Raw genomic sequence first — 24,424 nt, 5'->3', positions numbered from 1 at the left:
CGGGGCTGTGGCCCCACCAGTACGAGGCCGCCGACCTGGCCTATCGTGGCCGAAACGTGATCATTTCCACGGGCACGGCCTCGGGGAAGTCACTCGCCTACCTCACCCCGGCGATCGCCTCCTGTCTCGACGGCGGCACCGTTCTTTACCTCACGCCGACCAAGGCCCTGGCCGCCGACCAGCTCCGCGGCATCCGTGACCTGCGCATCACCCAGGTGCGGGCCGCCTGCTTCGACGGTGACACGCCGTACGAGGAGCGCACCTGGGTCCGCAAGCACGCCAACTACGTCCTGACCAACCCCGACATGCTGCACCGCGGCATCCTGCCCCGGCACGCGCAGTGGTCGGCGTTCTTCCGGCGGCTGAGCCTCGTGGTCGTCGACGAGTGCCACGGCTACCGCGGCGTGTTCGGCTCCCACGTGGCCCAGATCCTGCGCCGCCTGCGCCGCGTCTGCGCCCGCTACGGCACGCAGCCCACGTTCCTGCTCGCCTCGGCCACCGCCAGCGAGCCCGGCACGTTCGCCAGGCGGCTCACCGGGCTTGAGATGGCCGAGGTGACGACGGACGCCTCGCCGAAGGGTTCGACGACCGTCGCGCTCTGGGAGCCGCCCCTGACGGAGCTGCGCGGCGAAGGAGGGGCGCCGGTGCGGCGCACGGCCACCGCCGAGGCGGCTGACCTGCTGGCGGACCTGGTGCTGGCGGACGTCCGCACCCTCGCCTTCGTCCGCTCCCGCCGCGGCGCCGAAACGGTGGCCCTCACCGCCCGCGCCAAACTCGCCGACATCGCCTTCTCCCTGTCCACCCACCCCAGCACGGTCACCCCCCACCCCAACCCCGCCCCCTCCGCAGCCACCCATCCCAACTCGGGCCTGGCCCCCTCCGACCAGCCCGACGGCGGAGACCCCCTGACCAGCCACCCCGATCCCGGCCCTTTCGCAGCCGACCATCCCCATTCGGGTCTGGCCGACTTCGGCGAGTCTGGCGCGGGCGAACCCCACTCAGGGGAGCGCGAACCCCTCGTTGAGGTGGGCGAGCCCCTCTCGGGGGTGGGCGGGGCCGCGAGTCCTCAGGGCGAGGCGGGTTCAGCGTGGGCGCTGCCGGAGGGCTCCGATCTGCCCGACAAGGTCGCGGCCTATCGGGCCGGCTACCTGGCCGAGGACCGCAGGGTTCTGGAGAAGGCGTTGCGTTCGGGCACGCTCATGGGCCTGGCCACCACCAACGCGCTGGAGCTCGGCGTGGACGTGTCCGGCCTGGACGCCGTACTGATCGCCGGCTGGCCGGGCACCCGCGCCTCCCTCTGGCAGCAGGCCGGCCGGGCGGGCCGCGACGGCCAGGACGCGCTGGCCGTGCTCATCGCCCGGGACGACCCTTTGGACACCTACCTGGTCCATCACCCCGAGGCCCTGTTCGGCCAGCCCGTCGAGGCGATCGTCCTGGACCCCGACAACCCGTACGTCCTCGGTCCCCACCTGTGCGCCGCCGCCGCAGAGATCCCCCTGACGGAGGACGACCTGCCCACTTTCGGCAACGCCGCGGCCGCCGTACTCGACACCCTCGTCACCGACGGCCTGCTGCGCCGGCGCCCGGCCGGATGGTTCTGGACCAGGCGCGAGCGCGCCACCGACCTGGCCGACATCCGGGGCGGCGGTGGCGCGCCGATCCAGGTCGTGGAGTCCTCGACCGGCCGCCTGCTGGGCAGCGTCGACGAGCCGTCCGCACACACGATGGTCCACACCGGCGCCGTCTACATCCACCAAGGCGAAACGTTCCTGGTGGAGCTTCTCGACCTAGAAGCCGGCGTGGCCCTGGTATCCAGCGCCCAGCCCGACTACTCCACCTTCGCCCGCGACATCACCGACATTTCCGTCCTTTCCACCCTCCGTTCCCACGCCTTGGGACCCGGCACCCTGCACTTCGGCGAGGTCGAGGTCACCAGGCAGGTCGTCTCCTACCTCAAACGCCGCCTCCAATCAGGCGAGACACTCGGCGACGAGCCCCTGGACCTACCGCCTCGTACCCTGCGCACCCGCGCCGTCTGGTGGACCCTGCCGGCCTCCGAGGTGGCCGCGCTGGCCGAGGACGGCTTCGACCTCGGCGGCGCCGCCCACGCCGCCGAACACGCCGCCATCGGCCTCCTGCCCCTGTTCGCCACGTGCGACCGCTGGGACATCGGCGGCGTCTCCACCGAGCTCCACGCCGACACGGGCCTGCTCACCGTGTTCGTCTACGACGGCCACGAGGGCGGCGCCGGCTTCGCCGAACGCGGCTACGCCCGCGCCACCGACTGGCTCACCGCCACCCGCCAGGCGATCGCCTCCTGCGAATGCGAACGCGGCTGCCCCTCCTGCATCCAGTCCCCCAAGTGCGGCAACGGCAACGAACCCCTGGACAAACGCGGCGCCCTCCGCCTCCTAGCCACCCTCCTCGACCCCTGACCGCACCCTGCTCAAGGATCACCACACCACCCTCACAACCACAGCCTCCCCGCCCACCTGCCCGCCCGCCTTGCCCTGCCCTGCCCTGCATGCCCTGCCTACCTGCCCGCTTGCCCGCCCTTCCTCCATTTGCCCGCTTGCCCGCCTATCGCCAAGACCCGAGCTAGCGGTAGCCGACCAAGTTTTGTCACCTCGCACACGTACAAATGTCATGAAGTTGGCCGAAAATCTCTGAACGGGAGCCTGCTAGGCATCACAGAGGCGTTCCGGCCGTCATAAAAGGCCGTCCGAGAGATCCCCAGAGTGTGGTCATGTTCGGGTCGTCAACCCGTGAATGGGAGCGGGCTCCCAGAAGATCGCGGAGGAGGAGCCGGCATGAGCCCGCACCACCGCCCGACTGGCGGGCACTCCTCCCAGGTGCGCCTGCCGGGCCCGGCATCGTCCGGGGTGCGGTCCAGCCGTCTCGGTAGGCACGGCCGGCTTTCGCGCCGCGCTCTTCTATACGAATCCGGGCTGGCCGGACGGCATGGTACGTTCGAAGACTTTGTTCGTATCGAAAAGGAATGCTATGGACGCTCTTTTCCTGCACGAGAGGTTCCTCAGCGACGCGCTTCCTCGGGTTCAGCAAGATCCGAGAGTGGCCGGTGTTGCCGTCGCGGGGTCGATCGCGAGGGGACACCCCGATGTCTACTCCGATGTCGATCTCATCGTGGTCATCGACGACGAGGCGTTCGACTCGGTCATGAAGGAGCGCCTTGAGCTGATCGGCTCATGGACCGCCCTGGTGGCGGGTTTCACCGGGGAGCACGTTGGCGAACCCCGCCTGGTCATCACACTTGTCGGGCCGGCCCTCCTCCACGTCGACTTCAAGTTCGTGCGGGCCTCCGACTTCGCCGAGCGCGTCGAAGACCCGGACATCCGGTGGGACCGAGACGGCAACCTGGCCGCCTGTCTGGCGGAGCATCCGCCGGCGGACCCGTCGCTCGACCTCCAGTGGATCGAGGACCGATTCTGGGTCTGGGTGCACTACGGCGCGACGAAACTCGGCCGCGGCGAACTGTTCGAGGTCATCGGCTTCCTCGGCTACCTGCGCGAGGCCGTGCTGGGTCCGCTGGCCGCTCGGCGGGTGGGTGCGTCACCGCGCGGCGTCCGCCACCTCGAATCCATCGCACCGGACGAGGCGCGCGCCCTTCAGGGAACCCTCTGCGGTTACGACCGGCACGACGCCGGTCAGGCCCTGCTCGCCTGCGTCGAGCTCTACCGGCAGTGGCTCGACGACACCGAAGCGGTGATCGAACGCCGTCACCACGCCGAAAAGCTCGCCGTGCAGTACCTCCACGACGTCATCGATCAGGCGAGCTGACCAAGCCGCCCCACCGCCCACCGTCTGCGGGACACCGCTCCGCAGGAGGCATAGGAGGCGTCGAGGCTGACGCCGCTCCTGTCCGCAGGGCTTCACTCGAAGATGCCCTCGGCCAGGACATCCTTCGCCCGGCCTTAGCAAGCAAAGCCTTTGCCAGCAGGCTCTAAGCGGGGTAAACGTAAGGGGCCTTACGGGCGGGCAGGAAAGGAGAGCGCTTCGGTGATTTGCTGGGTTGGGGGTGTTCCTGACGGGCTGGTCCTGCTCTTGATCTGCCGGTCAGGGTGCGTGTGCCCAGACCGGGGAGTGAGAACTTCACCGTTGTCCAGACATCTGCGACTTCGCCGGTGATCGTGCAGTTGGACAGCTCGACACCGTTCTCCTCAGCGATGGCCGCCGCATGGGCGCAGGCTGACTTCGGGTCGATGATGGCGAGTTTGGCCGCTGCCAGAGCACTCAGGTCGGCGGCATCGTTCAAGCGGTGACGGGCAACGCGTACGGAACCCACCATGGCGAGGGCCGTGGCCACCGCCATGAGGAGACCCATGAGGGCGACGGCCCACAGCGTGGCCGATCCTCTGTCACTACGTCTGGCAGACACTTTCACTCTCATGATGGGCTCTGATCCGCTGCGACAAGAGGATCGATCCAGTTAGTGGCAAGGTGCCCGGTGCCGGTCGCGGGAAAGGCACCTGATCAGGGCTACGAACGCCGACGTACGAACCGAATGCCGGCCCCGCCCGCAGGCAAGTGCCGGGAAACACTGGGTTGCAGTGCCGACGCTGCCTGCCGCCGAGGTCGGGGCGGGTGTCGACGGGAAGGTCAGGGCTCGGTGGCGGCGGTCGCGGATGCGGTGACTTGGACTGCGGGGAGTGCCGGGCCCCAAGGGGGTCGTACTTCGACGGAGATTTCGATTCTTGTCTGCTCTGAGTTTCGGCTTACGTTGACCTGGGCTTCGTGGCCGGTGGCTACGCGGACGAGGGCGCGGACCTCGTCCAAGGGCTCGCCTCTGGCCGCTGCTCGTGCTGCGACTCGCGCCGCGTCGACGCACTCCAGTTGGACCGCTACCGCCTGGATGGCCCATAGCGCGGCTGCCAGGACCACCATGAGCGCAGGCAGCATCGCGGCGGTCTCCGCTGTCACGGAGCCTCGTGATGTCGAGCGTCCGGTCGTCCTTGGTATTGCTGTCGGGTGGGCGGTCATCCGTTGAGCTTGAGTGCGCGGTCTATGAGCGCCGAGAGCATCTCGGTGACCTCGGGGCTGTTGACGATTTTGAAAAGCAGCGCGGCGAATGCGCAGGCCGCGATCGTGCCTACGGCGTATTCCGCTGTGGACATGCCGCGATCACCATGGGCACCCGTGAAACGGGCTCGTCTGTCGGACCACCAGTGCCGGCAGTGGGCGCTCAGGCGCTGGCTCAGGGCCTTCAGGCTGCGTGCCTGCGAGGATCGCGAGTTGTCTGCTGCGGCGCTGGTCTCGTCCAGGCTGGCGGTCTTGTTCCGGCTGGCGGCTTCCTTTCGGGTGAGGACTTTCTCCGGGCTGACGGCTTCCTTCGGGCTGAACTCATTGTTCCCGGTGAGCTCATTGTTCGGGCTGATGGCGCAGTCAGGCATGGGTGTCTCCCAGTGCTCGTTGCCGGTCAAGGGGAGGTGACCGGCGGGGGAGTTCCAGGCTCGCGGAAGACGGCCTTGAGCCAGCGGGCCGAGCGGCGTTCTGTGGATATCGACGGAAGGAGGAGCGAGGCTGTGGACAACTAACTCAGCGTCCACGTCTCTGTTCCACGCACGTTCAGCCGGAACAATCCGAGTGATCGGCGTCAAAGGGCCGCAGCGCGGAGAAATGCCTCGGCGAACGTTCGTACCCGGTGCGACTCCCGCGCGAAAGCCTCCACCAACGCGCCGCAGACGGCGATGAGCGCAGTTAATGCCGTTTGCGGAGTCTGAAGTGGATAGCGGGACACACAGGTCGTTCGCGGCGTCCGGTTCTCCGAGGTTGTCAGAGAGCGGGGTGGCTGCTCAGGGGAGGACGATGGCGGATGCGAGGCCTGCGACCACGGGGATGATGCCGAGCAGGACGAAGGCCGGGAGGAAGCAGAGGCCCAGGGGGGCCACCGCCTTGACGCCTACGCTGCGTGCTGCCGCCACCGAGGCGGCTCGGGTGGCGTCGCGGGCGTCGTCCGCCAGGCGGGTCAGCACGTCCGCGACGGGTGCGCCGCTTTGGGCTGCTCGGCTCATCGCTCGGGAGAGTGGGGCCATGGCGGGTTCGCGGGCGAGGAACGCCCAGGTGGGTTCCGGGTCGGCACCGAGGCGTAGTTGGGCGCTTACCCAGCTCAAACGGTCCCCCAGTGGGCCTGCTATCGCCGTTGCGGATGCTTGGGTGGCGGCGGTCACCGGCTGGCCGGCGAGGAGGCAGGCGGCCATGAGGTCGACGGCGAAGGGGAGGTCGGCGGCGATCCGGCGGCGGTCTCGCTGGAGCTCTGGCGGGTCTCGCTTGTGGAGGATGGCCGCCACCACGGGTGCGAGGAGCAGGGCCGCCACGACACCCGCGACACCACCGATGAGCAGGCCGACGACGAGTCCCGTGCAGGTGGCGGGGATGAGTGTACGGCTGGTCAGTCGGCGTACCGGCGGCTCGTCGAGCCAGGTGGGGAGAGGCGGATCTGCGGAATCAGGGCGGATGCTCCTGGATTGACCGTCGTCCGTGCTCAGCCGGATATGCGAGGGCGGTGCGTCGGAGTTGAGCCCTCCCCCGCGGAGCCCTGCCTCGTGAAACCCAGCTCCGAAAGAGCCAGTTCTGAGATAGCTGGCGCTGGGAGAACCGGCGCTCGGAGAACCGGTGCTGAGAGAGCCGGCGCTGGGAGAACCGGTGCTGGGAGAACCGGTGCTGCGGGTCGAAGGGCTGAGCGGTGCTTGTGGGTGGCTTCGGCTCGTCGCGTAGGAGGTGGGCCGGGGAAGTAGTCTCGCCAGGCGTTGCGACGGGGTGGTGGCGGGTGTCCATAGCCAGGCCGCCAGAGCGGCGCAGACCGTGGAAATGAGCTCCAGCATCAGTGCTTTTCCGTTCGGGATCGCCGAGCCGACGATGGGCTCCGGCGGGCCGCGTGTGCGGCGGGTCAGGACTCCGTGGCGCGTACGGCCATCCGGTGGGTCCACCACAGGCCACCGGCGTTCAGAGCGATCCCGCTGGTCAGGCAGAGCAGACCGGGAACGCCGCCGAGCAGGAAGCCGAGCGGTCGCATGCCGAGGGCCGCGCCCATGAGGAGACCCAGGGCCGGGAGCGCGGCCAGCATTCTGGCTGTGGCGCGTGGGCCCGCCAGTTGCGCGGCGACGTCCTGGCGGTGGGCCTGGGCGGTACGCAGCGCGCTGCCCACCCGCTCGACCACGGCCGCGAGACCGGCGCCCGCGCTCACCCCTATGTCCCAGCACGCGGCCAGGCGGACCAGGCCTTCTCCGCCCTGAGCCGGGGCCGCGGACACCAGTGCCCGGGACACGTCGCCGCCATCTCTCGCCGCGGCCAGAACCGGGCGCAGCGCCTCGGGGTCGGGTAGGTCCACCGCCGAGACCGCCCTGGTCAACGCCTCTCCCGGGGTGCGACCGGCGGACAGCTCAGCCGACAGCGCCTGGCACAGCTCTATCGACGCCCGGCGCCACGCCTGCGCACGGCGGGCCGGGCTCGGACGGGTGAGCAGCCGCCGCAGCGAGTGCCGCCAGGGATCCCCTTTCCGGGCGGTCAGCCTGTGGAGCCGAAGCTCCGCCGGCTCTGGTCCTGTCCACAGCCACACGGCGAGAGCTGTGGAGAGTGTGGCCACCAGGAGTCCGGTCATCGAGGCCTCACCTGGCCCGCGATCATGATTGCGGGCCGGCGGCCATGGCCGCGTAGGCAGGGCCTGGACGAGGGCGGCCTTCGGGGTCGAAGGTCACGGCGGGGACGGCTTCGACCAGGCCGGTCGACGTTCGGGAAAGCAGGCAGATCTCCGAGACGCGGCGTCGTCCGGCCGAGCGGGTGCGGGTCAGATGGATGACCACGTCCAGGGCCGCGGCGAGCTGGCTGTGCACGGCCTCCCTGCTCAAGCCCGCCGCGCAGCCCAGCGCCTCAAGGCGGGCGGGCACGTCGGTCGCGGTGTTGGCGTGCAGGGTGCCACAGCCGCCCTCATGGCCGGTGTTGAGGGCGGCCAGCAGGTCCACGACCTCCGACCCGCGCACCTCCCCTACGACCAGACGGTCCGGGCGCATCCTGAGCGCCTGTCGCACCAGGTCACGCAGGCCCACGCCGCCCGCGCCCTCCAGGTTGGGCGGCCGGGTCTCCAGGCGGACCACGTGCGGGTGCAGGGGGCGCAGCTCGGCGGAGTCCTCGACCAGCAGGAGCCGCTCGCCCGGGTCCGCCAGCGACAGCAGGGCCGACAACAGCGTGGTCTTCCCTGTGCCTGTCCCGCCGGTCACCAGGAATGCTCGCCTGGCCGACACCAGGGCGGTGAGCATCGGGACCACCGGCGGTGTGATCGTGCCCGCGGCCACCAGATCGTCGAGCGTGAACGTGCGCCGGGGCGGCAGCCGGAGGGAGACGCAGGTGCCGCCGGAGGCGATGGGAGGCAGGACGGCGTGCAGGCGGACGCCTCCGGCCAGGCGGGCGTCCACGTGCGGGGAGGCGTCGTCCAGGCGTCTGCCCGCGGCGGCCGCCAGGCGCTGGGCGAGCCTGCGGACGGCGCCGTCGTCGGTGAAGGTGACCGACGTGAGGCGCAGGCCCTGCCCGTCGTCGACCCACACCTCGCGGGGACCGTTGACGAGCACGTCGGTGACGTCGGGCTCGGCCAGCAGGGGCTCCAAGGGGCCCGCGCCGATGAGGTCGGCGCACAGGGCGCGAGCGACGGCGAGGATCTCGGCGTCGCCGTAGACCGATCTCTCCGCCCGGAGGGCCACGGCCACCTGGGCGGCGGTGGGCTCGACCCCCGCGCGGGCCAGCCGTACGCGCACGGCTTCGACCAGTTGGGCGGACACGTGCGGGCTCATGCGGGCAGCAGGTCGTGCAGGAGCGATGCGCAGAAGCCGCCCAGCACGGTGCGCGGGCCGAGTTTCGGCAGATCGCCGCGGTTGAGGGTGGCCGTCAGGCGCGGCTGGTCGGCCAGGTGCCCGGCCGCGGGGATGCCGAGGGAGGCGGCCGCCACGTCGTGGTCGAGGATGCCGGGGCGCATGACCGCGCGGATGTCGGCCGTGTGCCGGCCGGCCTGCTCCAGGACCTGTGCGGCGGCCAGGACGCCGCGCACGTCGGCGGTGGCCACCAGGAGTGTGCGGCTCGCCCTGCTGAGCGCCTCGATCGCGGACGGGTCCAGGTGCCGTGGAAGGTCCACGACCACCAGGTCGAAGCCGCGGCGGCCCGCCTCCAGGACCGAGCGCATGGCCTGCGCCGGAATGGCCTGGGTCGCACCTCGATGGAAGGAGAGCACCGCCAGATCCCCGCAGGACGGCAGCGCGGCCTGGAGGGCGGCGGAACTGATGCGGCCCTGCCTGGCTACGAGGTCCGCCCATCTCGCGCCCGGGGTCTCCTCCTGGCCGAGCAGCGCGTCGAGGCCGCCGCCGAGGGGATCGGCGTCCACCAGGAGGGTGCGCCGGTGCTCGCCGGCGGCGCGCAGGGCGAGGCAGGCCGACAGCACGCTGGCGCCCGCGCCGCCACGGCCGCCGATCACGCACAGGACGGCGCCCGAACGCGGATCGGGCTCCATCGCGTCGGCGAACTCGTCCACGAGACGGCGCTCCTCCTCGGGCAGCGACACGACCGCCTGGGCGCCCGCGGTGACGCATCGTCGCCAGGTGTCCGGGTGGCCGGGGTCGCGGGTCACCAGCAGCACCCGGTCCCGGGCGGGCGGTGCGAAGGCGGCCACGGCGTCGGCCAGATCGGCGCCGACCACCACCAGGGGCGCCAGGCTCCAGAAGGGGCGGGCGTGCGCCGGGACGTGGGCGACGTCGAGCTGCGCTCCGGCCGCGGCGGCTATGCGAACGAGGTCGTCGAGCAGGTCTCGATCCTCGGTGATGACCAGTGGGCGGTGCATCGGGGCCTCCCTGTCGTTCGGGAGGCCCAGCATGCGGAGGACCGGGACGGTCGCGCGGAGGCGAACGGGATTCTGTGGACAGCTGGCTCGTCGGCCGCAGAGCCTGTGGAAAACCTGGAAAAGGGGCGACCCCCGCCGGGGGGGAGAGCGGGGGTCGCCTACCGGTCCGGCTCTGGGGGGGTAGAGCCGGTCCCGTTATAGAAGAAAGCTTTCGTCACTTGACCACGGCAAGGCATGGGAGCCGGAAACCAATCCCCACGCACACTCGCTGCGGTTTCGGGTGATACCCCCGTATGCTGCCCGATCCACTCGACTTTCGTCGAGGAGCAAACTCGCGTTTTCGCCAAGTTTTTTCCCTATGGGATAACGATCACATAAAGATGATCACGCTGTGTGATCGTCACGGCTTGGTAACCACACGCCCGGGCGCTACTTCCCCCGGCACACCGCATCGCCGCCACGGCCGGGTAAAGGTCTTGTTCTCAGGGGTTCCCATCAGGGCAGATCCGTCGTACAAAGGTGACACGGACCAGTTGTCCGGGTGCATCCACCGGGCACCCACGCGCGACCAGCCGCGGGAGGCGCGTCGAGACGGGCTTGACCCGATCCGACGAATAGAGGTGCACGCTTGGTAACCCGGTGTGATGCACGAGCAGACGGCGTCTCCTACCGAGACGCCGTCCGCTATGTCGTCAGCCTCTCTGCATCGCTTCGCAGATCGCCGCCGTCTCACGCACACCGAGCGTGACCGCCGAGGCACACTGTTGTATCCATTGCGATACCCCCTCAGGTGTGCCGGTCAGGTAAGCGCGCAGCCCCTCGGCGTACGGCTGGTCGAGATGCCCGACCTCCACCGCTACCAGCGATTTGGGGTCCAGGCCGTACTCGACCAAGGTGAGCCGCTCGGCCGCGCGCGCGACGACGCCGTCAGCCGTGCCGAACGGCCGCAGCACCGCGAGCTCGGCGTGCACGACGGCGGCCAGCACGAGCGCCGGCGCCTTCGTCGGGGCGGACAGCAGCGTGAAAAGGCTCTCCAGGCGGGCCGCGGCCTCTTCGGCGGCCGGCGCCGGGCCCAGACCCAGGGGATCCGGGACGGCTCGCGGGCGGCCCAGGTCCGGCTCGTCCGGGACGGCTCGCGGGCGGCCCAGGTCCGGCTCGTCCGCCAGGCCCGCCGCGGCCACGGTGTGCAACCGGGCGAGCACCTGCCTGGGCGACTGACGCCAGGTGGACCCCAGCCGGCCCAGTTCGGCCGACGCGCGCAGAGCGCCCTGGACGACCGGATCGTGCACCTCGTCCCTGCGCAGGGCCTCAAGGGGTACGTCCACGCCCTCGATCGCCGCGGAGGCGCGGGCGCCACGCAGGGAGGACTCCGTGGACACCGCCGGGCTGGCACGGCGCAGGACTCGGTGGCGGTAGAGCCGGTCCACGGCCTCGCGGGCGGTGTCGACCGCCTCGGCGACACCGGGGAGCTGCGCGATCGCGGCCAAAGGGTCTGTCACGGGACCCGACCCTACCCGCGGGCCCGCGGGACCCTGAGGGCAGGGAGCGGGCATTTCCCCGAAACCCTGCGGGGACCCAAAAAGCGCGAAAAATGCGTCTTCATTGTCTCGTTCCATAATTAAAGGATCCCGAGACGACAACGTTTTAATAGCATTTGTCACGCTGTCTGACTGACAAGGCGGCCCATACAGTCAAAGGTACAGACCTGTCTAGACCTCTTGTGGTGGAGGCCCCTGACCTGGTGGAGTGGGACACGACCTATCCCATCTGGCCGTAGAAGGAGCACGAGGTGGCCCCGGAGACCCCCGGCAACGAACCCCAGGCGCTGTCCAACCTGCTGCACGAGAACCGCAGGTTCGCACCACCGGCCGACCTGGCAGCGGCCGCCAACGTGACCGCGGACGCCTACACCGAGGCGTCCGCGGACAATCTCGGCTTCTGGGACCGGGCCGCCGAGCGGCTGACCTGGACGAAGCGGTGGGACACCACCCTGGAGTGGAATCCCCCGTTCGCCAAGTGGTTCGTCGGCGGCGAGCTCAACGTCGCCTACAACTGCGTCGACCGGCACGTCGAGGCCGGTCACGGCGACAAGGTGGCTTACTACTGGGAGGGTGAGCCGGAGGGCGACAGCCGCACCATCACCTACAGCGACCTGCAGGCCGAGGTGTCCAAGGCGGCCAACGCCCTGCAGGAGCTGGGTGTGGGCAAGGGCGACCGGGTAGCGGTCTACCTGCCGATGATCCCCGAGTTGCCGATCACGATGCTCGCCTGCGCGCGCATCGGCGCGATCCACTCGGTGGTGTTCGGCGGCTTTTCCGCGAACGCGTTGAAGAGCCGCATCCACGACGCCGACGCCAAGCTCGTCGTCACCTCCGACGGCGGCTACCGCCGAGGCGCCCCGTCCGCGCTGAAGCCGACGGTGGACGAGGCCGTGGCCGAGTGCCCGCAGGTGGAGAACGTCCTGGTGGTGCGCCGCACCGGCCAGGAGGTCGCCGTCAACGAGCGCGACGTGTGGTGGCACGACCTGGTCGACCGGCAGAGCGACCAGCACACCCCCGTGTCCAACGAAGCCGAGGACCCGCTCTACATCCTCTACACCAGCGGCACGACCGGTAACCCCAAGGGCATCCTGCACACCACCGGCGGCTACCTGACGCAGACCGCCTGGACGTACAACGCGGTCTTCGACCTCAAGCCGGACAGCGACATCTACTGGTGCACGGCCGACATCGGCTGGGTGACCGGGCACTCCTACATCGTGTACGGCCCGCTGGCCAACGGCGCGACGAGCGTGATCTACGAGGGCACGCCGGACACCCCGCACCGGGGCAGGTTCTGGGAGATCGTCCAGAAGTACAAGGTGACGCTCCTCTACACCGCTCCGACGGCGATCCGGACGTTCATGAAGTGGGGCGACGACATCCCCGCCAAGTTCGACCTGTCCAGCCTGCGCATCCTGGGGTCGGTCGGCGAGCCGATCAACCCGGAGGCCTACGTCTGGTACCGCGAGCACATCGGCGGGGACCGCTGCCCGGTCGTGGACACCTGGTGGCAGACCGAGACGGGCGCGATCATGATCAGCCCCCTGCCGGGCGTCACCGCGACCAAGCCCGGCGCCGCCATGCGGCCACTGCCCGGCATCAGCGCGGACGTGGTCGACGACCAGGGCAACAGCGTGCCGGACGGCGGCGGCGGGTTCCTGGTGATCCGCGAGCCGTGGCCGTCCATGCTCCGCACGATCTGGGGCGACGACCAGCGCTACATCGACACCTACTGGAGCAGGTTCGAGGGGATGTACTTCCCCGGCGACGGCGCCAAGAAGGACGAGGACGGCGACCTGTGGCTGCTCGGCCGGGTGGACGACGTCATGCTCGTCTCCGGCCACAACATCTCCACCACCGAGGTGGAGAGCGCGCTGGTCAGCCACCCGAAGGTGGCGGAGGCGGCCGTGGTGGGCGCCACCGACCCGGTGACCGGCCAGGCCATCGTGTCGTTCGTGATCCTGCGCGGCGGCGCCGAGGAGGGCGCGGACATCGCCGCGGAGCTGCGCGCGCACGTGTCCAAGACGCTCGGCCCGATCGCCAAGCCGCGTCAGATCCTGGTGGTCCCTGAACTGCCCAAGACCCGCTCCGGCAAGATCATGCGACGTCTTCTCCGTGACGTGGCGGAGAACCGCAGCATCGGCGACGTCACCACGCTGGCCGACAGCACGGTGATGAACCTGATCTCGGAGAAGCTCCCCTCGGCCAAGACCGAGGAATAGCGACAAAAGTCCGGCACTCGGCCGTACATCCCGAAATTTTGGGGTGTACGGCCGCGCCTGTTACCGGCCCAGGCTTCGCCTGTTACCGGCACAGCCCGTACGACGAAGGCGGGGGTGACGCCGGACTCGTCGGCCCTCGACGCTATGTTCTTTGATCGGGTAGTTCTGTGAATGGTGATTGCGGGGCTCGTGGTGGGCAGGTTTCTGGGGCGGTGCCCAGCCGTTCATGCGGCTTGGACTGGCGAGGCTGTCGCAAAAGCCGCACCGCCGGGACATAACGGCGGTGCGCTTCACGTACGAGATATCGCGCTGAATGATGATTGACACGGCCACCAGGCCTCGATAGGAGACGTTCATGCCGCAGACTCCCGAGGAAGAATCCCTGGGCTCGCTGGTCGCTCAGGCGAGCAGCCACATTTCCGACCTCGTCCGCTCGGAGATCGAGCTGGCCAAGGCCGAGCTCAGGTTCGACGCCAAGCGGGTCGGCACGGCCGGCGGCCTGTTCGCCGGCGCCGCCTTCATCGCGCACCTGTGCCTGATCCTCGCGTCGTTCACGATCGCGTTCTTCCTGGCGCAGTGGCTGTCCATGTGGGTGTCCTTCCTCATCGTGACGGTGTTCTACCTGATCGTCGCGGCACTGCTGGTCTTCATCGGGACCCGCAAACTGAAAGGCCTGGCCGGGATGAAGCGGACCACCAGGTCGCTCAAGGGCCTCAAGGACATCGCCACACCGGAGGAGCAGCCTCTCCCGGTGGCCGGGCCGGTGAGTCGTGATGGCACCTGACGAGGGGGTCGTCCGGATCGAGGGGCCGTGGACACACCGTGCCGTGCATGCCCGCGGCACCCGCTTCCATGTCGTGGAGGCCGGTGACGGCCCGCTGGTGCTGCTTCTGCACGGGTTCCCGCAGTTCTGGTGGACCTGGCGGCAGCAGCTCCGGTCGCTTCCCGCGGCGGGGTTCCGGGCGGTCGCGGTGGACCTGCGCGGCTACGGCGGCAGTGACAAGCCGCCGCGCGGCTACGACCTGCCCACGCTGGCCGCCGACGCCACCGGGCTGATCCGGGCGCTCGGCGAGACGGGCGCGATCGTGGTCGGCCACGACTGGGGCGGCCTGCTCGGCTGGACGATGGCGGTGTTCGAGCCCAAGTCGGTGTACCGGCTGGTCACGGTGTCGGCGCCGCACCCGCTGCGGCTGCGCGGCTCGCTGCTCGGCGACCCGGTCGGGCAGCTCAGGGCGAGCGGGCGCCGGCTCGGTTTCCAGCTTCCGCTGCTGCCCGAGCGCAGGCTGACCCGGGACAACGCCGCGCTGGTCGGCAAGCTGCTCGACGGCTGGTCGGCGCCCGGCTGGCCGGATCAGGAGACCGCCGGCACCTATCGGGAGGCCTTCCGGATCCCGGCCGTGGCGCACTGCGCGCTGGAATATCACCGGTGGTTCGGCCGCTCCCAGTTCCGCCCCGACGGGCTGCGTTACGCCAAGGCCATGCGCACCGAGATCGAGGCGCCCACCCTGCAACTGCACGGAGCTCAGGACCGGTGCATCCTGCCGCGCACCGCGCAGGGGTCGAGCCGCTACGTCGCGGCCCCCTACCGGTGGCGGCTGCTCGAAGGTGCGGGCCACTATCCTCACGAGGAGGCACCTGAGATGTTCGACAACGAGCTGCTCGGCTGGCTGGCGGACCCGGAGCCGGACCGATGAGAGACCGTGACGCCGAGGGACGGCCGCGTAACTCCCGGCCGCGAGACGCCTACGGCCGGCCACTTCCGCACGGCGCGCCCGGCCTGCCGAGGGTGCCGGACGACTACGCGCCGAGCAGCGAGCAGGCGCTGGCCGACGGCCGACGCTTCCTGAGCGAGGGTCTGCCGTTCAACGCGCACGAGGTGTTCGAGGGGCGCTGGAAGTGCGCGCCTGAGGAGGAGCGCGAGCTGTGGCAGGGGCTCGCGCAGATCTGCGTGGGGCTGACGCACCTGCAGCGGGGCAACGGGCGCGGCGCGCTGACCCTCTTCGGCCGGGGAGCCGCCCGCGTGCAGGGCTACGGCGAGCCGTACGACGCGGTGGGCAGGGCGGCGTCCGGGCTGAGCTACGACAGCGACCCGGCGCAGGCCATCCGGCTGGTCCTGAAGGCGCTGCCGGGCTGAAGCAGGCTGGTCCTGAAGGCGCTGCCGGGCTGAAGCAGGCTGGTTCTGAAGGCGCTGCCGGGCTGACCGGTGGGGTCAGTCGCAGGCCTGCGTGTCGGCGGCGATGGTGTCGGTGCGGCCCCGGTCGGCGTCGGGCTTGACCTCGGCGGCCGTCAGCGCGTAGCCGGTCTCCTCCTGGCTGATCGCGGCCGCGAAGATCACGCCGAACACCCGGCCGTCGACGGTCAGCAGCGGGCCGCCCGAGTTGCCCGGCAGCACCCTGCCCCGGACCGCGTAGACCGAGCGGGTGACGTTGGAGCTGCGGTAGATGTCGGGGCCCTCGGCGTCGAGGCGGCCACGGATGCGGGCCGGCTCGGCGGTGAACCCCTTGCCCTTGGGGAATCCGGCGATGATCGCGTTGTTGCCCTTCTCGGCCGAGTCGTCGAAGGCCAGGGTCGGCAGGTTCAGCCCCGGAACGTACAGGATGGCGATGTCGCGGCGGGGGTTGTAGCGCACCACCTTGGCCGCGTGGCGCTGGTTCTCGGAGTCGAGGACCTGCAGGTCGCGCGTGACGCCCGCGACGACGTGCGCGTTGGTCATGATGCGGTCCCTGGCGTAGACGAAGCCGGTGCCCTCGATGTGCTTGTTGCAGCTCTCGGCGGTGCCCTGCACCTTGACGATGGCCCGCTGCGCGCGGCCCAGCTTGGCGCCCTGCAGAACGCTCTGCGCCGGCGGCGGCACGTCCACGATGTGGCCGGCGCCGATCTGGTCGAAGACCGGCGGGAACTCCGAGCGGTCGATGAACTTCTTGAACGGCTGCTGCCAGTTGCGCGCGGCCTGCGGGATGGCGTCGTCGACCGTGGTGAGCAGCAGCGACCCCTTGACCTGGTCCACCAGCGGGGAGAACGACGTCGAGACGATCAGTGACCCGATCAGCCAGGCGATCACCAGGACCGACAGCGCGCTGGCGAACGTGCCGCCGACCGCGTCGGCGACCTTGGCGGGCTCCCAGGTGACATGGCTGCGCACCACGGCCCCGATGGTGGAGGAGGCGAACTGGCCGATCGTCGCGGACAAGAAGACGATCACGATGGCGAGCAGTGCCTGCGGGGTGTCGCCGTCGACGACGGCACGGGAGATCGGCGGGGCGATGAACACGCCCAGCACCGCCCCGCCGACGAACCCGACGAAACTCATGACGCCGATGATGAAGCCCTGCCGGTAACCCGAGACGCCGAAGGCGATCACGAGGCCGATCAATATGAGGTCAAGCAGATCACCGCGCACGCTTCAAAGCTAACCAGGGATCCGGTCAAGTGTGCACGTCTTCGGGCAGGACCCCGCTACGGCGCTGGCTACCGTGATCGCTATGCCGCCGGCCCCGAGAACAGTTCGCGAGCTCATCGAGGCCGCTCTCGACGACCCCGATCCCGACGGACCGGTGCGCTGGCAGGTGATCTCCATGCTGCGGGAGCGGGGCGATCTCGAGTCCTTCATCGAGGCGCGGCGGCTGTGCGCCGCCGACAGCGTCGCGGAGCGACTGCTGGGCGTCGACATCCTCGGCATGCTCCCGGTGTACGTGGACCGCACGCTGCCCGTCCTGCGCTACCTGGCGGCCGGCGAGGACGACGCCATGGTGCTCTACTCGGTGCTCATCGCCTTCGGCCACCTGGCGGACCCGCGCTCGCTGCCCTCGGTGATCGACCTGGCCGGCCACGCCGACTCCCGGGTGAGGTACGGCGCGGCCTACGCGCTGCAGCACGTGCTGGGCAACCCGCCCGACCGGACCGGACTGGCCACGCTGCGCAGGCTGACCGGCGACAGCGACGCCGACGTGGCCGGCTGGGCCTCGCTGGGCATCGCGCTAGCCACGGGCAGCGAGCTCTAACACGTCGGGCGGGATCTCCTCCACCCGGTCGCGGTCCCACGGCCGTTCGAGCCCGCCCTCGCGCAGCACCGCGTCGAGCACCATCGCGGTGAACCCCCACACCAGCATGCCCCGCACCCGGAACGCCGGCCCGGAGCCCCCGCGGGGGTGCCGCAGCATGATCCGGTTGTCCTGGTCGACGAGCTCGGCGACGGGCACCCGCTCGACGGACTCGACCTCGGCGGGTGAGGCGGCGTGCACCGCGGACGGCGTGTGCCACCAGCCGAGCACCGGGGTGACGCGGTTGTCGCTGTGCGAGAGGTAGAGCTCGGGCATCGTGCACAGCACGCGCACCCCGGCAGGCTCGAGTCCGGTCTCCTCCTCGGCCTCGCGCAGCGCCGCCGCGACCGGCCCGCCGTCCTCCGGGTCCACGCCGCCGCCGGGGAAGGCCGGCTGCCCCGCGTGCCTGCGCCCGAGCGCGCTGCGCTGGATGAGCAGCACGTCCGGGCCGAGCGGCCCTTCGCCGAACAGCATCAGCACCGCGGCGGCCCGGCCACCGCGCGGGGGCGGGCGCAACCCGGCGGGGACACTGGTCCGGGCGGCCTGCGCGGCCAGTCGGGCGAGCCAGTCAGGCGCATCAGTCACGAAACCTCCAACACGGCAGGGCCTTGAGGACTTCCCGGTCAGGAGAACGGGCCGGGACGTACCAGCTTGCGGGCTTCTTCGGCGTTCGTGGGGCCGGTGCCGTAGGAAGGGCAGAGCGCGGCGAGCGGGCAGACGCCGCAGGCGGGTCTGCGCGCGATGCAGATGCGGCGGCCGTGCCAGATCACCCGGTGGGAGAAGACGGTCCACTCGTTCTTGGGGATGAGCCCGCCCACGATCTGCTCGATCTTGACCGGGTCGGTCTCGTCGGTCCAGCCGAAGCGCCTGACCAACCGCTGGAAGTGCGTGTCGACGGTGAGGCCCGGCACGCCGAAGGGCTCGCCGGTCTCCGGGTCGTAGGCGTTGCCGAGCACGACGTTGGCCGTCTTGCGGCCCACTCCCGGCAGGGTGATCAGCTCGTCGAGCGTCTTGGGCACCTTGCCGCCGAAGCGGTCGCGCAGGCCGGCCGACAGCCCGAGGAGCGACCTGGCCTTGGCCCGGAAGAAGCCGGTCGGCCTGATGATGGCCTCCAACTCCTCCGGGTCGGCGACGGCCAGGTCGTCGGCGGTGGGGTAGCGGGCGAACAGGGCCGGGGTGGTCAGATTGACCCGCACGTCGGTGGTCTGCGCCGACAGCACCGTGGCGACCAGGAGTTGGAAGGGGTCGGCGAAGTCGAGCTCGCAGTGGGCGTCGGGGTAGGTCTCCGCGAGGATCCGGTTCATTCGCCGGGCTCGCCGCACCAGTCCCAGCCGGGTCTCCGGCTTGCGCCCACGCGTACCCGCCACGTTCATCGCCATGCCGCAAGGGTAAAACCCCGCGCTTCCGCTCGTGCCGGGGAAGCTTCCGCTCGTGCCGCGAAAGGGGCGGGAGTAAGCGGATCGCCGGTTTTGTTCGTACACTTCGTTGAAGGGATCAGCGCGGTCGACAGAGCGCGCGAATCACCCGACTTACGGCACACGAGGCGAGCCTGGCCCATCGGGCATTCCTCTAACCTATGTGTGACGCCCGCAGTGGGGTGCGTCACAATGGCAGCAGAGGAGGCAGAGTGAACACCGAAGATGTGCTGGGCAAGGCCCCCCTGTTCGCCGCGCTGGACCGCGAGAGCGCCGCGGCGCTGCGCACGAGCATCACCGAGGTCCAGCTGGCCAAGGGACAGACCCTCTTCCACGAGAACGAGACGGGCGACCGCCTCTACGTCGTGCTGGACGGCAAGATCAAGCTGTCCCGCACCTCGCCCGACGGCCGCGAGAACCTCCTCAGCGTGCTCGGCCCGAGCGAGATGTTCGGCGAGCTGTCGCTGTTCGACCCGCGGCCGCGCACCGCGACGGCGACCGCGCTGACCGACGTGCGACTGGCCGGGCTCGGCCACGACGACCTGCGTCCCTGGCTGACCGGCCGCCCCGAGGTGGCGCTGCACCTGCTGCGCGCGCTCGCCCAGCGGCTGCGCCGGACCAACGACGTGCTGGCCGACCTGGTCTTCACCGACGTCCCCGGGCGGGTGGCCAAGCAGCTGCTCGACCTGGCCGACCGCTTCGGCACCAAGACCGACGACGGCGTGCGCGTCCACCACGACCTCACCCAGGAGGAGCTGGCCCAGCTCGTGGGCGCCTCCCGCGAGACGGTCAACAAGGCCCTGGCCGACTTCGCCCAGCGCGGCTGGCTGCGCATCGAGGCCAAGGCCGTCGTCATCCTGGACATCGACCGGCTCTACAACCGCTCCAGATAGTCGAGCTGGGACCGCACCGACACCTCGGCGGCGGGCCAGAGCTCCCTGTCCACGTCGGCGTACACGATCCGCACGATCTCCTCGGGGGTGCGCGCGCCCTGTCGGCGCGCCTCCTTGATCTGCTCCAGCCGCTCGCGGCGGTGCGCGATGTAGCCGTCGAGCGCGCCGATCGGGTCGGGCAGCACCGGGCCGTGGCCGGGCAGCAGCGCCTGCGCCGCCAGGCTCTCGGCCGTCAGCCTGAGCCGGTCGAGGCTGCGCAGATAGTCGGCCAGGCCGCCGTCGCTCGCGATGATCGTGGTGCCCCTGCCGAGCACGGTGTCGCCGGTGAGCATCGCCCGGTCCGCCGGCAGCCAGAAGCACAGGGAGTCGAAGGAGTGCCCCGGCGTGCCGTACACCTGGATCTCCAGCCCGTCCACGGTCACCACGTCACCGTCGGCCAGGCCCTCCTCCCCCAGCCTGTGACGGGGGTCCAGGGCCCGTACGGGGGCGTTCACCAGCTCGGCGAAGCGCTTGGCGCCGCCGCTGTGGTCGAGGTGGCCGTGGGTGAGGAGGATCTCGGTCACCCGTCGCTCACCCAGGTGGTCGCGGACCCGGAGCAGGTGCGCCTCGTCGTCCGGGCCCGGGTCGACGACGACCACCTCATCGGCGCCGATGACCCAGGTGTTGGTGCCGTCGAGCGTCATGTAGGACGGGTTGGGCGCGAGCAGGTTCTCGGCGTGCTCGGTGCGCGAGCCGTCCGGGGTGTCCAGCGGGATGTACAGGCCGCTCATGGGTGCACCAGCCGGAACTCGCCGTCGACCTCCACGACCTCCGGCATGATCGTGACGATCTCCCGCTCGGCCGCGAGCACGGACGCCACGTCGGGGTGCGCGGCCAGCTCGCTGAGCGTGCGGTGGGTGGGCGGCATCAGGAAGATCTCTCCCTTGCGGGCCAGCTCGATCGCCTCCGCCGGACGCTGCCAGGTCACCTGGTCGGCCTCGCCGCCGACGTCCCGGGTGCGCTGCCCCTCGGGCAGTACGGCGACGAAGAAGCGGGTGTCGAAGCGCTTGGGCTCGACCCTCGGCGTGATCCAGTGCGCCCACGGCTTGAGCAGGTCGGCACGGAGCACGAGGCCACGCTTGGCCAGGAAGTCGGCCAGGGCCAGGCTCCGGTCGATCAGCGCCAGCCGGTCGGCCTCCCAGTCGTCGCCGGTGGTGTCCGCGACGACGGAGTCCGGGCCAGGACCGGCGAGCAGCACGCCCGACTCCTCGAACGTCTCGCGTACGGCCGCGCAGACCAGGCCCCTGGCCACCGCCTCGCTGGCGCCGAAGGCCCGGCTCCAGTAAGCCGGTGACGGGCCCGCCCAGGCCACGGCCTGATCGGTGTCGCGCGGGTCCACCGAGCCGCCGGGGAAGACGTACGCACCCGCTGCGAAGGCCATGGTGGCCTTGCGGCGGAGCAGATAGACCTGGACGCCGCCGGGACGGCCCGCGCGCAGGAGCGCCACCGTGGCGGCGTCCCGCGCGGGGGCCGGATCGACGCGTCCTGCCAGGACGCCCCTCGCCCGCTCGCCGAGCTCGTCCGGGAGCCGAATGCCACCCACATGACCTCCTTTTACGACATCACTCGGTCATGGTGACATATCCGGCATTCAGGAGACCTCCGCGATCAGCTCCACTTCCACCGGAGCGTCCAGCGGGAGCGCGGCCACACCCACCGCGCTGCGCGCGTGCTTGCCCGCGTCGCCGAACACCTCGCCGAGCAGATCGCTCGCCCCGTTGGCGACCTGGGGCTGCTCGGTGAAGCCGGGAGCGCTGGCGACGAAGACGACGACCTTGACGATCCGCTTGACCTTGGCCAGGTCGCCGATCTCGGCCTTGAGCGCGGCCACCGCGTTGAGCGCGCAGATGCGGGCCTGCGCGCGGCCCTCGTCGACGCCCAGGTCGACGCCGAGCTTGCCGGTCTGGTGCAGCTTGCCCTCCACCATCGGGACCTGGCCCGAGGTGTAGACCAGGTCACCGGTGCGGACGGTGGGCACGTAGGCCGCCAGCGGGGTGACCACCTCGGGCAGCGTCAGCCCGAGGTCGGCGATCTTCTGCTCAGGATTCACTGCTTCTCCCGCTTGAAGTAGGCGACAAGCTGCTCGGGCGTGGCGCCCTGCACGATCTGCACGAGCTCCCAGCCGTCGGCGCCGAAGTTGTCCAGGATCATCTTGGTGTTGTGGATCAGCACGGGGGCCGTGAGGTACTCCCATTTCTTCATGGGGCTCAGCGTAGTGTGAGCAATCTCAAAGGGTGCTCAGGGGCTTTCAGCAAGTGACCGTTCGGTAGCCTCGAAGTCGTGGACTCTGCGGACACGGATTGGGACGGCGTGCGACTCCACGTCGTCACCGGCAAGGGCGGCACCGGCAAGACGACGGTCGCCGCCGCCCTCGCCCTCGCGCTCGCCTCGGGCGGCCACAAGGTGCTTCTGGTGGAGGTGGAGGGCAGGCAGGGCATCGCGCAGATCTTCGATCTGCCGCCGCTGCCCTACGAGGAGCGCCGGATCGCCGTGGCCCCCTCAGGGGGTGATGTGTACGCGCTGGCGATCGATCCCGAGGAGGCCATGCTCGAATACATGGAGATGTTCTACGGGATGCGCCGGGCGGGACGGGCGCTGACCAAGATGGGCGTCGTCGACTTCGCCACCACCGTGGCCCCCGGCTTCCGTGACGTGCTGGTCACCGGCAAGACCACCGAGGCCGTGCGCAGGCGGGGCAAGGACGGCAAACGGGTGTACGACGCGGTCGTCCTCGACGCGCCGCCCACCGGCCGCATCACGCGCTTCCTGAACGTCACCCAAGAGGTGGCCGGCCTGGCCAAAGTCGGTCCCATCAAAAACCACTCCGACTTGGTTCATGGAGTCGTAAAAAGTCCGGAAACAGCGGTCCATTTCGTGACGCTCCTTGAGGAGATGCCGGTCCAGGAGACCCTCGACGGCATCGCCGAAGTGCGCGCGGCCGGGCTGGCCACCGGCGGCATCTTCATCAACATGGTGCGCGAGAGCCTCCTGCCCCAGGCGACCCTCGACGCGGCCACCCAGGGCCGCTTCGACATCGGCGACCTCGCCCTCGGGCTCAAGTCCGCCGGGCTCGCCGACGGCGCCGACGCCACCTCCCTCGCCGAAGGACTCGCCGAGGAGATCGTCGAACACGCCCGCCGCACCGAGCTGGAGCAGCAAGAACGCGAGTCGCTCGGCGAAGCCGCCCTGCCCTGCTACGAGCTGCCGCTGCTCACCGACGGCGTGGACCTGGCAGGGCTGTACGAGCTGGCCGAGAGCATCCGCACCCAGGGAGCAGCGTGAAGAAGCCCGCCGTCCTCGACATCGACGCCATCCTCGACGACCGGGGCACCCGGATCATCGTCTGCTGCGGCGCGGGCGGCGTGGGCAAGACCACCACGGCCGCCGCGCTCGGCCTGCGCGCGGCCGAGCGCGGCAGGTGCGTGGTGGTGCTGACGGTGGACCCGGCCCGGCGCCTGGCCCAGTCGATGGGACTGACCGAGCTGGACAACACCCCGCGCCTGATCAGCGAGAGCGACGGCGGCGGGCAGCTGTTCGCGATGATGCTCGACATGAAGCGCACCTTCGACGAGATCATCGAGGCGCACGCCGACCCCGAGCGGGCCCGCCAGATCCTGTCGAACCCCTTCTACCAGTCGCTGTCGTCGAGCTTCTCCGGCACTCAGGAGTACATGGCGATGGAGAAGCTGGGCCAGCTCCGCCGCTCCAACGAGTGGGACCTGATCATCGTCGACACGCCGCCCTCGCGGTCCGCGCTCGACTTCCTCGACGCGCCGGAACGCCTCGGCCGCTTCCTCGACGGCCGGTTCATCCGGCTGCTGACCGCCCCGGCCAAGGCCGGTGGGCGCAGCGCCTTCCGGCTGCTCAACGCCGGCTTCGGGATCGTCGCCGGCGCCATGACCAAGCTGCTCGGCGCCCAGGTGCTCACCGACCTGCAGACGTTCGTCTCGGCGCTCGACGCGGTCTTCGGCGGCTTCAGGCAGCGAGCCGAGCTCACCTACAAGCTGCTCCAGGCACCAGGCACCGCCTTCGTGGTCGTGGCCGCGCCGGAACGCGACGCGATGCGCGAGGCCTCCTACTTCGTCGAGCGGCTCGCCGAAGAGCGCATGCCGCTGGCGGGCCTGGTGGTCAACCGGGTGCACGAGTCACCCGCCGCCACGCTCTCAGGAGTACGCAGCGCCGCCGCGGCCGAAGACCTGGCGGCCAAGGGCGAGCACGAGCTGACCGCCGCCGTCCTGCGCCTGCACACCGGCAGGATGCAGCTCGCCGCGCGCGAGCATCGAGAGCAGGAGCACTTCGTCAGCGCGCACCCCACGGTGCCGGTCGCGCAGGTGGCCGCCATGGCCGAGGATGTCCACGACCTGGAGGGCCTGCGCCGCATCGGAGAGCTCCTGGCCAACGCATGAAAGTACGGCCGGCGACGGCACCGGCCGTACTCA

25 protein-coding genes are annotated in these 24,424 nt (G+C 70.4%); 10 read left to right on the top strand and 15 right to left on the bottom strand.

Going from position 1 to position 24,424, the window contains the following annotated elements; all coding sequences use genetic code 11:
- The first annotated feature begins 56 nt into the window (after positions 1-56).
- Together OHA68_RS15920 and OHA68_RS15915 are read left to right on the top strand one after the other, a co-directional pair.
- Positions 57-2,435: a DEAD/DEAH box helicase gene (locus tag OHA68_RS15920; RefSeq protein WP_327108335.1), complete on the top strand. Its 2,379-nt coding sequence runs from the start codon at positions 57-59 to the stop codon at positions 2,433-2,435.
- A gap of 526 nt (positions 2,436-2,961) precedes the next feature.
- Positions 2,962-3,798 (top strand): nucleotidyltransferase domain-containing protein, encoded by an 837-nt coding sequence (locus OHA68_RS15915; RefSeq protein ID WP_327108334.1) that lies wholly within the window; start codon positions 2,962-2,964, stop codon positions 3,796-3,798.
- 163 nt (positions 3,799-3,961) lie between these two features.
- Here the strand turns inward: OHA68_RS15915 and OHA68_RS15910 are convergent, their stop codons facing one another.
- The 8 genes from OHA68_RS15910 to OHA68_RS15875 all read right to left on the bottom strand — a co-directional run bounded on the left by OHA68_RS15910 (position 3,962) and on the right by OHA68_RS15875 (position 11,334).
- Entirely contained in the window at positions 3,962-4,408 is a 447-nt protein-coding gene (locus OHA68_RS15910; protein WP_327108333.1) for an Rv3654c family TadE-like protein, read from the bottom strand.
- Positions 4,409-4,617: 209 nt separating this feature from the next.
- Positions 4,618-4,998 (bottom strand): TadE family type IV pilus minor pilin, encoded by a 381-nt coding sequence (locus OHA68_RS15905; protein ID WP_327108332.1) that lies wholly within the window; start codon positions 4,996-4,998, stop codon positions 4,618-4,620.
- The gene (locus OHA68_RS15900; protein WP_327108331.1) at positions 4,995-5,408 is read right to left on the bottom strand and encodes a DUF4244 domain-containing protein; all 414 of its coding nucleotides are present in this window, start codon (positions 5,406-5,408) and stop codon (positions 4,995-4,997) included. The genes OHA68_RS15905 and OHA68_RS15900 overlap by 4 nt, the downstream gene beginning before the upstream one ends.
- 402 nt (positions 5,409-5,810) lie before the next feature.
- Positions 5,811-6,332 carry a type II secretion system F family protein gene (locus OHA68_RS15895; protein WP_225277398.1) on the bottom strand — a complete coding sequence of 174 codons (522 nt, stop codon included), beginning with the start codon at positions 6,330-6,332 and terminating at the stop codon, positions 5,811-5,813.
- Positions 6,333-6,904: 572 nt separating this feature from the next.
- Positions 6,905-7,615: a type II secretion system F family protein gene (locus OHA68_RS15890; RefSeq protein WP_327108330.1), complete on the bottom strand. Its 711-nt coding sequence runs from the start codon at positions 7,613-7,615 to the stop codon at positions 6,905-6,907.
- Positions 7,616-7,637: 22 nt separating this feature from the next.
- Positions 7,638-8,798: a TadA family conjugal transfer-associated ATPase gene (locus tag OHA68_RS15885; protein ID WP_327108329.1), complete on the bottom strand. Its 1,161-nt coding sequence runs from the start codon at positions 8,796-8,798 to the stop codon at positions 7,638-7,640.
- Positions 8,795-9,835, bottom strand: coding sequence for a septum site-determining protein Ssd (gene ssd / locus OHA68_RS15880; RefSeq protein ID WP_327108328.1), 1,041 nt, complete (start codon positions 9,833-9,835; stop codon positions 8,795-8,797). Before ssd ends, OHA68_RS15885 begins: the two co-directional genes overlap by 4 nt.
- A 692-nt stretch (positions 9,836-10,527) precedes the next feature.
- Positions 10,528-11,334, bottom strand: a complete 807-nt coding sequence (locus tag OHA68_RS15875; protein WP_189142071.1) for a Fic family protein — start codon at positions 11,332-11,334, stop codon at positions 10,528-10,530.
- A 290-nt stretch (positions 11,335-11,624) separates the two neighbouring features.
- Here OHA68_RS15875 and acs point away from each other — a divergent pair, with 290 nt between their 5' ends.
- From acs to OHA68_RS15855, 4 genes are all read left to right on the top strand, one after another.
- Positions 11,625-13,598 (top strand): acetate--CoA ligase, encoded by a 1,974-nt coding sequence (acs, locus tag OHA68_RS15870; protein WP_327108327.1) that lies wholly within the window; start codon positions 11,625-11,627, stop codon positions 13,596-13,598.
- 355 nt (positions 13,599-13,953) lie between these two features.
- On the top strand, positions 13,954-14,382 hold the full coding sequence (locus tag OHA68_RS15865) for a phage holin family protein (protein WP_327108326.1): 429 nt from the start codon (positions 13,954-13,956) through the stop codon (positions 14,380-14,382).
- Positions 14,372-15,292, top strand: a complete 921-nt coding sequence (locus tag OHA68_RS15860) for an alpha/beta fold hydrolase (RefSeq protein ID WP_327108325.1) — start codon at positions 14,372-14,374, stop codon at positions 15,290-15,292. Before OHA68_RS15865 ends, OHA68_RS15860 begins: the two co-directional genes overlap by 11 nt.
- Positions 15,289-15,732: a DUF309 domain-containing protein gene (locus OHA68_RS15855; RefSeq protein WP_189142067.1), complete on the top strand. Its 444-nt coding sequence runs from the start codon at positions 15,289-15,291 to the stop codon at positions 15,730-15,732. Before OHA68_RS15860 ends, OHA68_RS15855 begins: the two co-directional genes overlap by 4 nt.
- Before the next feature lie 75 nt (positions 15,733-15,807).
- On the opposite strand, the gene OHA68_RS15850 is transcribed toward OHA68_RS15855, so the two are convergent.
- A complete protein-coding gene (locus OHA68_RS15850; RefSeq protein WP_327108324.1) occupies positions 15,808-16,998 on the bottom strand; it encodes a MarP family serine protease in 1,191 nt (396 codons plus the stop codon).
- 82 nt (positions 16,999-17,080) lie between these two features.
- Between OHA68_RS15850 and OHA68_RS15845 the strand changes: the two genes are divergently transcribed.
- A complete protein-coding gene (locus OHA68_RS15845) occupies positions 17,081-17,599 on the top strand; it encodes a HEAT repeat domain-containing protein (protein ID WP_189142065.1) in 519 nt (172 codons plus the stop codon).
- Here OHA68_RS15845 and OHA68_RS15840 read toward each other — a convergent pair.
- Both OHA68_RS15840 and nth read right to left on the bottom strand, forming a co-directional pair.
- Positions 17,576-18,223, bottom strand: coding sequence for an NUDIX hydrolase (locus OHA68_RS15840; protein ID WP_327108323.1), 648 nt, complete (start codon positions 18,221-18,223; stop codon positions 17,576-17,578). The two genes, OHA68_RS15845 and OHA68_RS15840, sit on opposite strands and share 24 nt — an antisense overlap.
- A 38-nt stretch (positions 18,224-18,261) precedes the next feature.
- Positions 18,262-19,011, bottom strand: coding sequence for an endonuclease III (gene nth / locus OHA68_RS15835; protein WP_407674499.1), 750 nt, complete (start codon positions 19,009-19,011; stop codon positions 18,262-18,264).
- A gap of 254 nt (positions 19,012-19,265) precedes the next feature.
- On the opposite strand from nth, the gene OHA68_RS15830 reads away from it, so the two are divergent.
- A complete protein-coding gene (locus tag OHA68_RS15830) occupies positions 19,266-19,946 on the top strand; it encodes a Crp/Fnr family transcriptional regulator (RefSeq protein WP_268241365.1) in 681 nt (226 codons plus the stop codon).
- On the opposite strand, the gene OHA68_RS15825 is transcribed toward OHA68_RS15830, so the two are convergent.
- Genes OHA68_RS15825 through OHA68_RS15810 form a run of 4 tightly spaced genes read right to left on the bottom strand, consistent with a single transcriptional unit; the run spans position 19,928 to position 22,187 of the window.
- Positions 19,928-20,716 (bottom strand): MBL fold metallo-hydrolase, encoded by a 789-nt coding sequence (locus OHA68_RS15825; RefSeq protein WP_189142061.1) that lies wholly within the window; start codon positions 20,714-20,716, stop codon positions 19,928-19,930. The genes OHA68_RS15830 and OHA68_RS15825 overlap by 19 nt on opposite strands.
- Positions 20,713-21,528 (bottom strand): NUDIX hydrolase, encoded by an 816-nt coding sequence (locus OHA68_RS15820; protein WP_327108321.1) that lies wholly within the window; start codon positions 21,526-21,528, stop codon positions 20,713-20,715. Before OHA68_RS15820 ends, OHA68_RS15825 begins: the two co-directional genes overlap by 4 nt.
- Before the next feature lie 48 nt (positions 21,529-21,576).
- Positions 21,577-22,035, bottom strand: a complete 459-nt coding sequence (locus OHA68_RS15815) for a RidA family protein (protein WP_327108320.1) — start codon at positions 22,033-22,035, stop codon at positions 21,577-21,579.
- Entirely contained in the window at positions 22,032-22,187 is a 156-nt protein-coding gene (locus OHA68_RS15810) for a DUF4177 domain-containing protein (protein ID WP_148438127.1), read from the bottom strand. The genes OHA68_RS15815 and OHA68_RS15810 overlap by 4 nt, the downstream gene beginning before the upstream one ends.
- Before the next feature lie 78 nt (positions 22,188-22,265).
- Here OHA68_RS15810 and OHA68_RS15805 point away from each other — a divergent pair, with 78 nt between their 5' ends.
- The gene (locus tag OHA68_RS15805) at positions 22,266-23,267 is read left to right on the top strand and encodes an ArsA-related P-loop ATPase (protein ID WP_327108319.1); all 1,002 of its coding nucleotides are present in this window, start codon (positions 22,266-22,268) and stop codon (positions 23,265-23,267) included.
- On the top strand, positions 23,264-24,391 hold the full coding sequence (locus tag OHA68_RS15800; RefSeq protein ID WP_327108318.1) for an ArsA family ATPase: 1,128 nt from the start codon (positions 23,264-23,266) through the stop codon (positions 24,389-24,391). Before OHA68_RS15805 ends, OHA68_RS15800 begins: the two co-directional genes overlap by 4 nt.
- The last annotated feature ends 33 nt before the right edge of the window (positions 24,392-24,424 follow it).

Source organism: Nonomuraea glycinis (genome assembly GCF_035920485.1).
Classification (GTDB): Bacteria; Actinomycetota; Actinomycetes; order Streptosporangiales; family Streptosporangiaceae; genus Nonomuraea; species Nonomuraea glycinis.
The sequence above is the reverse complement of the archived record's forward strand: the minus strand, read 5'-3'. Positions and strand labels throughout refer to the sequence as shown.